Origin of the sequence: Micromonospora sp. DT227, from assembly GCF_049841835.1 — a bacterium.
Classification (GTDB): domain Bacteria; phylum Actinomycetota; class Actinomycetes; order Mycobacteriales; family Micromonosporaceae; genus Micromonospora.
Map to the genome: position 1 here is coordinate 271638 of NZ_JBNCLA010000001.1, position 13834 is coordinate 285471.

Annotated in this window: 9 protein-coding genes; all 9 read left to right on the forward strand. The window is 72.8% G+C overall.

What is annotated here, in order from left to right; all coding sequences use genetic code 11:
* The first annotated feature begins 257 nt into the window (after positions 1-257).
* The 9 genes from ACLQ2W_RS01415 (at position 258) to ACLQ2W_RS01455 (ending at position 13709) form a co-directional block, all read left to right on the forward strand.
* Complete coding sequence (locus ACLQ2W_RS01415; protein WP_425784935.1) at positions 258-2114, forward strand: Wzz/FepE/Etk N-terminal domain-containing protein; 1857 nt, start codon at positions 258-260, stop codon at positions 2112-2114.
* Entirely contained in the window at positions 2111-3118 is a 1008-nt protein-coding gene (locus tag ACLQ2W_RS01420; RefSeq protein ID WP_425784936.1) for a DUF3048 domain-containing protein, read from the forward strand. Before ACLQ2W_RS01415 ends, ACLQ2W_RS01420 begins: the two co-directional genes overlap by 4 nt.
* On the forward strand, positions 3115-4605 hold the full coding sequence (locus tag ACLQ2W_RS01425) for an O-antigen ligase family protein (RefSeq protein ID WP_425784937.1): 1491 nt from the start codon (positions 3115-3117) through the stop codon (positions 4603-4605). The genes ACLQ2W_RS01420 and ACLQ2W_RS01425 overlap by 4 nt, the downstream gene beginning before the upstream one ends.
* Positions 4605-5810 (forward strand): hypothetical protein, encoded by a 1206-nt coding sequence (locus ACLQ2W_RS01430; RefSeq protein ID WP_425784938.1) that lies wholly within the window; start codon positions 4605-4607, stop codon positions 5808-5810. Before ACLQ2W_RS01425 ends, ACLQ2W_RS01430 begins: the two co-directional genes overlap by 1 nt.
* Before the next feature lie 17 nt (positions 5811-5827).
* Entirely contained in the window at positions 5828-6691 is an 864-nt protein-coding gene (locus ACLQ2W_RS01435) for a sulfotransferase domain-containing protein (RefSeq protein ID WP_396759649.1), read from the forward strand.
* A complete protein-coding gene (locus ACLQ2W_RS01440) occupies positions 6658-8283 on the forward strand; it encodes a flippase (protein WP_425784939.1) in 1626 nt (541 codons plus the stop codon). The genes ACLQ2W_RS01435 and ACLQ2W_RS01440 overlap by 34 nt, the downstream gene beginning before the upstream one ends.
* Before the next feature lie 28 nt (positions 8284-8311).
* Positions 8312-9244 carry a sulfotransferase family protein gene (locus ACLQ2W_RS01445; protein WP_405091702.1) on the forward strand — a complete coding sequence of 311 codons (933 nt, stop codon included), beginning with the start codon at positions 8312-8314 and terminating at the stop codon, positions 9242-9244.
* A gap of 144 nt (positions 9245-9388) precedes the next feature.
* Positions 9389-10435, forward strand: a complete 1047-nt coding sequence (locus ACLQ2W_RS01450) for a glycoside hydrolase family 26 protein (protein ID WP_425784940.1) — start codon at positions 9389-9391, stop codon at positions 10433-10435.
* Positions 10436-10652: 217 nt separating this feature from the next.
* On the forward strand, positions 10653-13709 hold the full coding sequence (locus ACLQ2W_RS01455; protein WP_425784941.1) for a malectin domain-containing carbohydrate-binding protein: 3057 nt from the start codon (positions 10653-10655) through the stop codon (positions 13707-13709).
* Positions 13710-13834: the final 125 nt, after the last annotated feature.

Sequence of the window (13834 nt, forward strand, 5' to 3'; positions counted from 1 at the left end):
AGGATTCCGTCACCGCTCCGTACGCGAGCCGGCGGCGACGCCGACTCCCGGGGGCAGGTCGGGCCCGATGCCGGGAAACCCGCTGAATGGCCAGCACGGATCGGCCATCTCTCCGCGGGCTGCCCACACCTGGGCAGGCTTACCGGAACGTGAGCAGACTTTCCCTCAACGTTCGGATCGGGGACACTCGAAGTCACGGTCAGTTCCAGCTGTGCCGTGGACTGCCCGGCTCGGTCGAAAGGGAGCGACAGACTCTGATGCCCTCACCCCATTTGGCCGAGAACGACTCCGACGGTCTTGCCCTGATGGCGTACCTGGGCTGGTTGCGCCGCCGCTGGTGGATCCTGCTGCTCGCCGCGGTCCTCGGCCTGGCCGGCGGACTGGCGATCAACCAACTCCAGGACGCGCGCTACACCTCGACCACCTCGCTGCTGGTACGCCCGCTCGGCTCCGGCGCGGAGAGCAACCCGAACGCCAAGGTCAACCTCGACACCGAGGCGCAGGTGGTCCGGTCGCTCGTGGTGGCGGAGCGGGCCAAGGGCCTGATGAAGGTCACCACCGGCGGTGACGAGCTGGTCAAGTCCGTGACCGTCAGCGTCCCGCCGAACAGCCAGATCCTCCAGGTGGCCTACGAGGCGGGCACCCCCGCGCAGGCCCAATCGGGCTCGCACGCCTTCGCGCAGGCCTACCTCGACCTGCGCAAGGCCACCGCGCAGAAGGCGCTGGAGAACGAGACCACCGCGCTCAAGCAGCAGATCGCCGACCTGAACAAGCAGCTCAGCGCCGTCGCCGGGCGGATCGCGGCGGCCCCCGCCAACTCCCCCGAGCGGGAGCGCGCCGAGGCCGACCGCAGCGTGCTGACCAACCAGCTCAACGGGTTGAACAACCGGCTCAGCCCGCTGGTCTCGGCCGACTCCGACCCGGGTGAGATCATCTCCGACGCCCGGCTGCCCGAGCGGCCCAGCTCGCCGAACCGCACGCTGAACCTGGCCAGCGGCATGGGCGCGGGGCTGCTGCTCGGCATCGTGCTGGCGCTGGTGCTGGACCGGCTCGACACCCGGATCCGGCGCGGACGCGACATCTCCGACCGGGTCGGCCTGCCGCTGCTGCTGGAGCTGAACACCCGGCCGCCGTCGCTCTCCGTCCTGCCCGCCACCCACCGGATCTCCCGCGAGCTGGGCCGGCTGCGCAACGTGCTGCTCTCCGCCGTCCCCGAGTCGGCCCAGGCCGGTCGCGGTCGTCAGCTCCTGCTCTGCGACGGCTCGGCCGGCACCGCCGCCGGGTTCGTCGCCGCCAACCTGGCCGCCGCGTACGCCCGCACCGGCGCGCAGGTCGCGCTGGTCACCACCAAGCCGGACTCGGCGCTCAGCGGCATCACCGGCGTCGCCGAGGGGCGGCACAGCCTCGCCTCGGTGCTCCGCCGCGACGTGCCGGTGCTCAAGGCGCTCGCGCCGGTGCCGGGCCTCGGCCAGCTCCGGGTGCTCGTCCCCGGCGAGTTGGACGCGGAGGTGGAGCTGCCGGTCGCCGGTCTGCTGGAGATCCTGCACGAGCTGACCGCACGCTTCGACCACGTGCTGATCGAGACCGGGCAGCCGACCCAGGCCGTGGAGGCCCAGGCGCTGGGCCGCTACGTCGACGCGGTGATCGTGGTGGCCGAGTCCGGCAAGACCCGCAGCGGTGAGATCACCGCCGCCCTCCAGCAGTTCGAGCAGGTCAACGCGCCGGTCATCGGTGCGGTGCTGGCACCGCGCCTGCCCGCGCCGACCGGCGGCGCGACCCGCCCCGTCGCGGCGGCCGGCTCGACCACCCCGACCACCTCGGCGACGCCTGCCAACCGGCCCAAGCCGCGACCGAGTCCCGGCCCGTCCGCCGAGTCGACGATGGTGCTGCCGCGCATGCAGTCGTCCCGTTCCGGCCCGGCCGTCGGGTCGCCGAAGCCGGCCGCCCCGGGCAAGGGCGCCGCGCCGGTGAAGCCGCCGGTCGGTCCGGGCAAGCCTCAGGCCGGTCCCGGCAAGCCGATGCCGGTCAACGGCACCGGTGGCACCTACCGTTCCCGGGGCGACGGCGGTGACGGCCGCAGCTACGCCATCGACTCCGGCGAGGACCTGGGGTGAACCGCCGGCAGATGCTCCGCGCCGCCCTCGCTCCGGCCGTCGTCCTCGGCGTCGGCACGGGGTGCAGTGAGCCCCAGCCCAAGCCGGGCAGCGTCGACGTGGCCGACCCGGGCAGCCCCGCCGCGACGCCACCGTCGGCCAGTCCGACGTCGAGCCTGCCCACCGGCCCGCTGACCGGGGCGCCGGTCGGCACCCCGGCGGCGGCCACCCGCCAGGCGGTCGCGGTGCCGATGCGGGTGAGCCCCGCCACCACCCCGGCCGGGCTGGACGCCGCCGATCTGGTCTACGCCGAGTTCGCCGAGTCGGACACGCTGCACCTGACCGCCGTGTTCCACTCCCGGGACGCCAGCAAGATCGGGCCGGTGACCGAGATCCGGCCGGTCGACATCCGCTCGGTCTCGGTGCTGCGCCCGTTCGTGGGGTATGACGGCGGTCCGACCGGTTTCCTCAGCCAGTTCGAGAGCTCCGACCTCGACGGCGTCACCCCGGACGACGACGGCAAGGTCTTCAGCGGCGACTACACCTCGACGGCCGCGCTGCTCAAGGCCGCCCCGAAGGGGGGTCAGCCGCCCACGCCGGCGCTGGACCACGCCACCGACGGCGACGCGCTGGCCGCCCGGGACCTCGTGCCCGCCACCGAGCTGTCGATCACCGTCTCCGGCGGCCCGCCGATGGTCTGGCGGTACGACCAGCCGAAGGCCCGCTGGGTCGGCAAGGTCGGCACCGCGACGGTGACCGCCGCCTCGGTGATCGTGCTGACCATGGAATACCGCACGTTGGAGGTGCGTAAGCCGTCGTTCCGCGCGCTGCCGTCGGCGAACGTCTTCGGCGAGGGCGCGGTGCTCGCGGTGTCCGGTCCGAGCAGCGCGAAGGGCCGCTGGCGCAAGCCCGGCCTGGGGATGGTCTGCACGCTCGCCGACGTCGGGGGTGACCTGCTGCACCCGCAACCCGGCAACGCCTGGGTGATCTACGCGCCGACCACCGCCAAGGTCACCGTGAAATGAGCACCGTCACCCCACCCCGCCCGGCGCGCGGGTCGGTCCCGGTGGGCGCGGTGGTGCCACCCCCCGGCGGCAACCGCCTCGCACCGGTGCGGGCCCGGCCGAAGGGCTGGTCCTGGCGGCTGCCGACCGCGTGGCCGCTGATCTCGCTCTTCCTGCTCTGGCCGGTGTGGTGGGCGCTCGGCGTGTCCAGCTTCGTCTTCATCATCTTCGCGGTGCCGATGGTGGTGCAGATGGCCCGGCGCGGTCCGGTCCGGGTGCCGCCCGGCTTCGGCATCTGGCTGATCCTGCTGCTCTGGCTGTTCCTGTCCATCTCGACGCTCGGGCTGACCGCCCCGAACACGCTGCCGCCCGGCGGTGGCGGCGGCCGCTATCTCGGCTGGGCCATCCGGCTGGCGAACTTCGTCGCGATGACCGTGGCCATGCTCTACGTCTACAACCTCAGTGAGAAGGAGCTGTCCCGCCGCCGGATGATCCGACTCTTCGGGTTCATGGGCGTGGTGGTGGTCGTCGGCGGCTGGCTCGGCTCGCTCTTCCCCACCACGGGGTTCGTCGCGCCGCTGCGCTTCGTCCTGCCGCACTCGATCGCCACCCACCCCTTCGTCGCCTCGCTGATGGACGTGAAGTTCGCCCAGGTGCAGCAGGTGATCGAGGGGGAGGCCAGCTCACCGCGACCGTCCGCGCCGTTCACGTACACGAACTCGTGGGGTGAGAACACCGCGATCCTGCTGGTCTGGCTGATCGTCGGCTGGGTGGTGCTGGGCCGGCCGCTGCGCCGTACCGCCGGCGTGGCGATCGCGCTCGCCGCGATCTTCCCGATCATCTACTCGCTCAACCGCGGGCTCTGGATCGGTCTCGGCATCGCCGCGGTCTACGTGGCGCTCCGGCTCGCGCTGCGCGGCCGGATGGTGGTGCTCGGCGGGCTCGCGCTGGCGGTCGGGCTGATCGGCGTGCTGATCGTCGCCACCCCGCTCGGCCGGACGTTCGACGAACGGTTGCAGAACGGGCACAGCGACGACATCCGCACCACGCTGTCCGAGGGCGCGGTCGCCGCCGCCAACCACTCGCCGATCCTCGGCTACGGCGGCAACCGCGCGCTGGTCGGCAGCAACCGGTCCATCGCGATCGGCAAGTCCGACGACTGCAAGCAGTGCGGCAACCGGGAGCTGGGCAGCAACGGCCAGCTCTGGGCGCTGCTGGTCGGCCAGGGCTGGGTCGGCGCGCTGGCCTACAACGGCTTCTTCCTCTACTGCCTCTGGCGGTACCGGCGCGACCACAGCCCGATCGGGATCGCCGGCACGCTCGTGATCATCCTGATGCTCTTCTTCCAGTTCACCTACGGCGCACTGGAAGCCACCCTCGCCTACGCCCTGATCTCGGTCGCCCTGCTGGCCCGCAACGACCAGCTCCGCCGCGCGCTCGCGCCGGCGCCACCCAAGGGCACGATCGCCGGGCTACGGGCCCGACTGGAAGCAGCCGGTGAACGTTGATGGTGCTCCGCGTACCCCCGGACGGCGACGGCCGTTCCGCCTACCTCGGTGAGCTGGCCGACCTGATCTGGCCCGCACCTGCCGAACCCGCGCTACGCCGGGGCGGCGCCGGCTGGGTGGTGGTGCCCTCGGCCGCCCGCCCCCGGCTGCTGGTGCCCACCGGCTCGGGCCGGGCCGCCGCCGGCGCCGTCCGGCACTCCACCGAGGCGGTCGGCCGCAAGGCCAAGCTGGTCCGGCAGGGGTTGGCCACCGCGTTCCGGCTCGGGCTGGGGCCGGTGGTGTTCCGCGACCGGCTGGTGGTCGCCGGTGGCGGGCTGGACGCCTACCTGACCGAGGTGCTGGGCGAGCCGGCGCTGGTCAGCCTGCACATCGGTCCGGCGCGGGCCAACCGCAAACCGGTGCTGCAACTGCTCGCCCCGGACGGCCGGGCCCTCGGCTACGCCAAACTCGGCGTCGACCCGCTGACCCGGGCCCTGGTCGACGCGGAGGCCGCCGCGCTGCGCCGCCTCGCCGGCCTGCCGCTCGGCCCGGTGGTCCTGGCCGGGGTCCGCCACCACGGCGACTGGCACGGGCACGCGCTGCTGGTCCAGGAGGCGCTGCCGGTGCGGCTGCCCCGGGCCGCCCCGGCCGACGCGGCGGCGGCCGAGCGGGCCGCCATGGTGGCGGTGGCCGCTTGTCTCGGCGTACGCCGGGAGTCGTGGGCGGGCAGCGGGCACGCGGCGCGGCTCGGTGCGGCGGTGGACGCGCTCGGTGACCGGCCGGAGGCCGGACGGCTGCGCGCGGCGCTGACGGCGGTCGCGGACGCCGACCCGGTGGTGGCGTTCGGCGCCTGGCACGGGGACTGGAACGGCGGCAACAGCGCGGTGCTGGCCGACGGCCGGGTGCTGGTCTGGGACTGGGAGCGGTTCGAGGCGGACGTGCCGGCCGGCTACGACGCGCTGCACCTGGCGGTGCAGGGTGCGATGAGCCACGCCGGGGTGGAGCCGATCGAGGCCGCCCGCGCGTTGATCGCCGGCGCCGACCGGACGCTCGCGCCGTTCGAGCAGGTCGGTGGGGGCGCCGACCTCGTCGCCGTGCTCTACCTGGTGGAGTTGGCGGCACGTTATCTGCGGGACCGGCAGGCCGAGGCGGGTGCGCGGCTGGGGCATGTCGACACCTGGCTGCTGCCCGCCGTCGAGGAGCACCTGGCCCGCCGGGCCCGGTGAGAGTGAGGAGTGGGGACGTGACGGTGGCCAGGGAGCAGGCGCTTCGCGCGGTGAAGTCGGTGAGTCGGACGGTCGGTCGGTTGACCGCGGGCTCCCGGATGGTGCCGGGATTCCTGATCGTGGGGGCGCAGCGTTGCGGCACCACCTCGCTGTTCAAGACGCTCTCGCAGCATCCCGGCGTGCTGCCGCCCGCGTACCACAAGGGCGTGCACTACTTCGACGTCGACTACCACCGGGGGATGAGCTGGTATCTCGGCCACTTCCCCACCAACGGCAAGGCGGACGCGGTGAAGGCGCAGCTCGGCGTGCGCGGGATCACCGGCGAGTCGAGCCCGTACTACATGTTCCACCCGCTGGCCGGGCAGCGGATCGCCAAGGACCTGCCGTCGGTCAAGCTGTTGGTGCTGCTGCGTGACCCGGTGGAGCGGGCCTACTCGGCGCACTCCCACGAGCTGGCCCGCGGCTACGAGACCGAGGCGGACTTCGAACGCGCGCTGGCGCTGGAGGAGCAGCGGACCGCGGGCGAGCGGGAGCGGATGACCGCCGACCCGACGTACGCCAGCGAGCACTTCCAGCACAACTCCTACCTGGCCCGGGGCCGCTACATCGAGCAGGTGGAGCGGCTGGAGGCGCTGGTCGGCCGGGACCGGCTGCACGTGATCGACAGCGACGACTTCTTCGCCGACCCGCGGCCGTCCTTCGACGCGGTCTGCGACTTCCTGGAGCTGCCCCGCTGGGCGGACATCGCGTTCGGCAAGCACAACTCGCGGTCCCGTTCACCGATGTCGGCCGAGCTGCGGGCCCGGCTGGAGGACCACTTCGCCCCGTACGACGAGCGGCTGGCCACGTGGTGGGGACGCGTGCCGTCGTGGCGGCGGTGACCCGGCAGGACGCCGACGCCACGGTCGTCCTGCCTGCGGTCGGTCCGGGTCCGGGTGCGGGCGCGGGCGCGGGCCTGGGCGGGGCGGCCCGGCAGGGCTTCGCCAACCTGCTCGGGGTGGGGCTGGCCGCGGTGGCCGGCTTCGGTCTCAACATCGTCATCGCCCGGGGCTGGTCGGTCCGCGAGGCCGGCATGTTCTTCGCCGCCACCAGCGCCTTCATGATCGCCGCGTCGACGGCCCGGCTCGGCACCGACGTGGGCACCGTCTACTTCGTCAGCCGGCAGCGCACGCTGGACCGGCGGGACCAGATCCGCGGCACGATCCTGGCCGGTCTGCTGCCGGTGCTGGTGGTCGGCGCGCTGCTGGGCGTGGCCGGCTGGCTGGCCGCCCCGGCGCTGGCCCGGGCGACCATGCCGGAGGCCGGTCCGGGCGCGGTGACCGCGCTGCGCATCCTGCTGGCGTTCGTGCCGCTGGCCGCGCTCAACGACTACGCGCTGGCCGCCTGCCGTGGCTTCGGTCAGATGCGCCCGCTGCTGACCGTGGAGCGGCTCGGCCGCACGCTGGTGCAGTTCCTGGCCGTGGCGGTGGCCGCCTGGCTCGGGCTCTCCGCCACCGTCGCGTTGCCGCTGGCCTGGGTGGTGCCCTATCTGCTCGCCGCCGTGGTCGCGCTGGTCTGGCTGGGCCGGCTGGTCGGCCGGGCCGGCCGGCAGGTGACCCGGCCGGTCCCGGTCGGGGAGATGGTCGGGCCGTTCTGGCGGTTCACCGGCCCCCGCGCGATCAGCAGCGTGGCCGCGATCGTGGTGCAGCGGATGGACATCGTGCTGCTCAGCGCGCTGCGGGGGCCGGCGGACGCGGCGATCTACACGGCGGCGACCCGGTTCCTGGCGTTGGGTCAGCTCTCCAGCGTCGCGCTCTCCAGCTCGGTGCAGCACCGGCTGGCCGCCGCGTTCGCCCGGAACGACCGGGCCGACGCCCGGCAGCTCTACCAGGCCGCCACCGGCTGGCTGGTGCTGCTCTCCTGGCCGGCGTACCTCATCTTCGCGGCGTTCGCCGCGCCCATGCTGTCGCTGTTCGGCGCCGGCTACGACGACGGTCGCCGGGTGGTCGTGCTGCTCGCGCTGACCATGCTGGTGGCGACCGGGTGCGGCATGGTCGACATGGTGCTCAACATGGCCGGCCGTACCGCGTGGACGTTCTACAACGCGATGGGCGGCACCGTCCTCAACGTGGTCGCCAACCTGCTGCTCATCCCGCGCTACGGCATCCTCGGCGCGGCCCTGGCCTGGACCCTCTCCATCCTGGTCACCAACCTGGTGCCGTTGACCCAGCTCTGGTGGTCGATGCGGCTGCACCCGTTCGGCGCCGGCACCCGGGCCGCGATGGCGTTGGCCGTCGCCGCGCTGGGCCTGCCGCTCGGCGTGGCCACCCTGCTCGGCGCGACGCCGCCGGTGCTCGCGCTGGTGGCGGTCGCCGGGGTGGCGGCGTACCTGGCGGGGGCGTGGCGCTGGCGGCGCACGCTGCACCTCGACGCGCTCCGGTCGCTGCGCCGGGGCCGCAACCGCGCCGGGGCGGACCCGGCGACCCGGTCCTGACCGTTCCTGCTCACCGATGGGATCTTCGATGACCAGCGACTCCTCCCCCGCCCCGCACGCCGGGCTGTCCACGGTGAAGGCCGCGAAGCTCGCCGCGGTCGGCCTGCTGGCGGACCGCAAGGAACGCCGGGACCTGGAGCGGCCGGTGGAGGCCGGCAAGCGGAAGCTCACCCTGAAGGTGGAGCGGCCGATCTTCATCCTCGGCGCCCCGCGCTCCGGCACCACGTTCCTGGGTAGCTGCGTGGGGGCGCTGCCGGACGTGTCCTACCACTACGAACCGCGGCTGACCAAGGCGGTCGCCCGCTGCGTCTACGAGGGAAGCTGGACCCGGCAGCGCGCCGCGCGCTACTTCCGTGGCTACTACGGCGCGCTGCTCGCCGCCGCCGGCCACGGTGGGCTGCGGTTCGCCGAGAAGGACCCGGAGAACTGCTTCATCGTGCCGTTCCTGGCCGAGGTCTTCCCGGACGCGGTCTTCCTGCACGTCTACCGGGACGGCCGGGACGTGGCCGTGTCGCACGCGGAGCAGCCCTGGTTGAACGCCGCCTCGACCGGCAGCGGGCGCAGCGGTCGCGGCGGTACGCCGTGGGGCGCCGCGCCGCGGTTCTGGGTGGAGCCGGAGCGGCGCGAGGAGTTCACCCGCGTCTCCGACCTGGGGCGGTCCGCCTGGATGTGGCGGCGCTTCACCAGCAGCGCGTTGGCCCAGCTCGCCGCGCTGCCGGCGGACCGGGTCCGGCACCTGCGCTACGAGGACGTGGTCACCCGGCCGGCCGAGGCGGCCGAGGTGGTCGCCGATTTCCTGGAGGTCGGCGACCCGGCCGGCCGGCAGGCGCTGCACGCCCGGTTCGGGCAGGCCCGGCCCGGCTCGGTGGGGCGCTGGCGGAAGCGACTGACCGAAGAGGATCTGACCGACGTGCTGGCCCAGGCCGGCCCGTTGTTGACGGAGCTCGGCTACCACCCGTGAGGGCGCTGGCACGGGTAGAGTGCCAGGGGTCGCCCGCCCGGCCCGGCGTGCCGTCCCGCTGACGCGGGCCCGCCGGCAGAAATGACAGTGGACCGGCGACCATCCTGGGGAGAGGTTGCGGTGGTACGACGGTTACGACGGGCGATGGCAGCCGTGTTCGCGTTGGCCCTCCTGGCACCGGCGGTCGCGGCGTGCGACTCGGGGTCGGGCGACCGGGCCGGGGAGACCGCGTCGGCGGTGCCGCCGCCGCCCACGGTGACGCCCCGCAAGGGCGCGGTCCAGACCACCGGGCGCGGGCCGGAGCTGCCGGAGAAGGGCGCCTGGGTGGGCGCCTGGGTGAAGCCGCAGTTCCACAACGCCACCGGCCGGGCGGCGGCGTGGGACGACTTCAACCGGGCGGCGGGCGGCCAGCTCGCCATCGCGCACATGTTCCACGAGTGGAACGAGCCGTTCCCGGCTGGCACCGAGCGGGCGTTCCAGGCGCAGGGCAAGCTCCAGATGATCTCCTGGCAGGGCACCGACACCCGGTCGACGGTCAGCGGCGTCTACGACAACCTGATCCGGCAGCGGGCGCAGGACGTCAAGGCGTTCGGCGTGCCGGTGCTGCTGCGCTACCGGTGGGAGATGGACCGGCCGAACCTGGCCGCCAGCATGCACTCCCCGGAGGACTACGTCGCCGCCTGGAAGCACGTGCGCGCCATCTTCACCGAGGTCGGCGCCACGAACGCGGCCTGGACGTGGTGCCCGCACGCGGACGGGTTCGCCGAGCCGGAACGCCGGGCCGCCGACTACTACCCCGGTGACGACCAGGTCGACTGGCTCTGCACCGACGTCTACCCGAGCCCGGAGTGGAACAGTTTCAGCAACCGGATGGACCACTTCATGGCGTTCGCCAAGAAGCATCCGCGGCCGGTGGTGATCGGCGAGTTCGGGCTGACCCAGGACGGCCGGCCGGGCCAGCGGGCCGAGTGGATGCGCGAGGTCGGTCCGTACCTGAAGAAGCACCCGCAGATCAAGGCCGTGATCTATTTCGCGGCCAAGCAGACCGAGAAGCCGCTGTACGACAGCACGTTCGGCAAGGACCCGGAGAGCGCGGCGGTGTTCCGCGAGTTGGCCACCGACCCGTACTTCAATCCGCCGATGCCGGATCTCCTCGCCTCCGGTGCGCCATCTCCCGCACGCACAGAGTGATCTTCACTCGTCTTTTCGTGCGACTCGGACCGCTTGTTGTGTCAAAAAGGCCGGTCCCGGGTGGACGGGCGGCAGGCGAATGCGAGAAGGTATTGCTCTCACGTCTGCGGTCGGCCGTGCGACGCCACACCTCGCGTCGGCACCGGCCACGATCGCAGCGCCTCCGACGTTCCCCCCGGAGCAGCCTGTGCCTTCCTCGATCCTGAGACACCGATCGGTGTCCGCCTTCGGTGCTGCCGTGCTCGGCATCGCCACCCTGTTCACACCGGTGCCGGCACTCGCCGCACCGGCGGCCACGGTCGCGCCCGACCACAGCACCCTGGTCGGCGAGGTGCCCTCGGACAAGACGCCGAACATCAACGACGGCAACGTCGTGGCCATCCACGACGCCGGCACGAAGGTGATCGTGGGCGGCTCGTTCACCGAGGCGCAGAACCGTGGCTCCTCGCCCACCCCGGTCGCTCGCCGGGGCCTGCTCGCCTTCGACAAGGCGACCGGCAAGATCGACAACGCGTTCGCGCCGGTGCTCGACGGTGACGTCACCGCGATCATCGCCGGCCCGACCGCGGGCACGGTCTACGTCGCCGGCACGTTCAACAAGGTCGGCGACAAGAACTTCCGCAAGCTCGCGCTGCTGAACGTCGCGGACGGCACCCCGGTCGACGGCTTCAAGGGCCCGGCGTTCAACGGCACGGTCAACGACATCGCGTTGATCGACGGTCACCTGCTGGTCGGCGGCATCTTCAGCACGGTCACCGCGACCACCAACCGCGCCGGGCTCGCCTCGCTGAACCCGACCACCGGCGCGGTGGACGACTACCTGACCGTGTCGCTGACCGAGCACCACAACTGGACGGCGACCAACGGCGGCGCCTCGGCCGGCGTCGGCGTCGAGAAGCTGACCGTCTCGCCGAACGGCAAGCACCTCGTGGTGATCGGCAACTTCAAGAAGGCCAACGACGCGGTGCACGACCAGATCGTGCGGATCAACCTGGGCGCCGACTCGGCGACCGTCGCCGACTGGAACACCGACGGCTACTCGGGCGCCTGCAAGTACAGCGCGTTCGACTCGTGGGTCCGGGACGCGCAGTTCTCCCCCGACGGCAAGTACTTCGTGGTGGTCACCACCGGCGCGTCGTACCCGGGCACGCTCTGCGACTCGGCGGCCCGCTGGGAGACCGACGCCACCGGCGCCGGCCAGAAGCCCACCTGGACGAACTTCAGCGGCGGCGACACGTTCCTCTCCGTCGGCATCAGCGAGAAGGCCATCTACGTCGGCGGCCACTTCCGCTGGGCGAACAACCCGCTCGCCCGCGACAAGGCCGGCCCGGGCGCGGTGCCGCGGGCCAGCATCGCGGCCCTCGACCCGGCCAGCGGCCTGCCGCTGTCCTGGAACCCGGGCCGCAACCCGCGCGGCTACGGCGTCACCGAGATGCTGGTCACCCCGCAGGGCCTCTGGCTCGGCAGCGACCAGGACTACATCGGCAACTTCGAGTACCAGCGGAAGAAGATCGCCTTCTTCCCGCTGGACGGTGGCAGCACCCCGCACTCGACCAGCACCAAGGGCCTGCCGGGCGACGTCTACCAGGCCGGCCGGGCAGCGCAGACCGAGGTCCTCTACCGGGTCAACGCGGGTGGTCCGGCCATCCCGGCGACCGACGGCGGGCCGGACTGGGCCGCCGACACCGACACCGCGCCCAGCCCGTACCACAACGGCGGAAACAGCGCGAAGTCGTACCCGACCAACGCGACGTTCGACGCCACGGTGCCGGCCAGCACGCCGGCGACGCTGTTCAACACCGAGCGGTGGGACCAGTCGACCGCGCCGGACATGCAGTGGGACATCCCGGTCGCGGCCGGCACCCGGGTGGACGTCCGGCTCTACCTGGCCAACCGCTGGAGCGGCACCGCCGCGGTGGGCAAGCGCAAGATCGATGTCAGCGTCGACGGCGTGCTCAAGCTGAACGACTTCGACCCGGTGGCGGCCGCCGGCGGCACCGACCGCGGCACCATGCAGTCCGTCTCCGTGGTCAGCGACGGCGTGGTCGACATCGACTTCGGTCGGGTCCTGGAGAACCCGCTGATCCAGGGCATCGAGGTCGTCAAGACCGCGCCGACGCCCGACGCGTCGGACGTGCTCTACCGGGTCAACGCCGGTGGCGACCAGCTCGCCGCGCCGAGCGGCCCGGCCTGGGCCGCCGACACGCTGGCCGCGCCGAGCGCCCTGCACAACGCCGGCAACACGGTGACGACGTACACCACCGACGCGACGGTCGACGGCACCGTCCCGGCCGGCACGCCGGCCCAGCTCTTCAGCAGCGAGCGGTGGGACGAGTCGCCCGCGCCGGACATGCAGTGGGACTTCCCGGTCCCGGCCGGCACGCCGGTGCAGGTGCGGCTCTACCTCGCCAACCGCTGGTCGGGCACCGCCACCGCCGGCAAGCGCAAGTTCAACGTCAGCATCGACGGGGTGCAGAAGCTGAGCAGCTTCGACCCGATCGCCGCGATCGGCGCCACCAACAAGGGCACCATGCGGGCGTTCGCGGTCACCAGCGACGGCAACATCGACGTCGACTTCGGTCGGGTCCTGGAGAACCCGCTGGTGCAGGGCATCGAGGTCGTCAAGCTGCCGCCGGTGCCGCCGGCCACCACGGTCGACAGCATCACCAAGCGGTCGTACGACGGCGCGACCGGCGTCGGCAACGCGATGTCGGTGCCGAACCCGGACGACACCCGCTGGTCGACCGTCAAGGGCGCGTTCTGGGTCGGCGGTGACCTGTTCTACGGCGTCGGCGGCGACCTCTACAAGCGCTCGTTCGACGGCACCGAGTTCGGCACCCCGAAGAAGCTCGACCCGTACCACGACGAGAAGTGGGACACGGTCGTCACCGGCTCCGCGCCGGAGGGGCAGACCTACGCGGGCATGACCACCAACTTCGCCGCCGAGCTGCCCAACGTGACCGCGATGTTCTACAAGAGCGGTCGGATCTACTACGCGCTGGCCGGCCAGGGCACGCTGTTCTCACGGCAGTTCACGCCGGACACCGGCACGGTCGGCGCGGAGCGGACCACGATCACCGGGACCACCGCGTTCGCGGACGCGGGCGGCCTGTTCCTGGACGGCGACAAGCTCTACGTCGTCTCCCGGAGCACCGGCAACCTGTCCTCGATGGACTGGGCGGACGGCGTACCGACCGGCTCCGCCACCACCCGCAGCGGTCCTGCCGTCGACGACGTGGACTGGCGCGGCACGACGGTCTTCGTCGGTCCCTGACGTTCACCGCACAACGATGGCCCGGCCGGTAACGGCCGGGCCATCGCCCTTTGCAAGGCCGGGCCCCCGCTTAACGCCTGCGGTAGAGGAAGGCGCCCCGCTTGACACCGCGTCGCCGGAAGCGG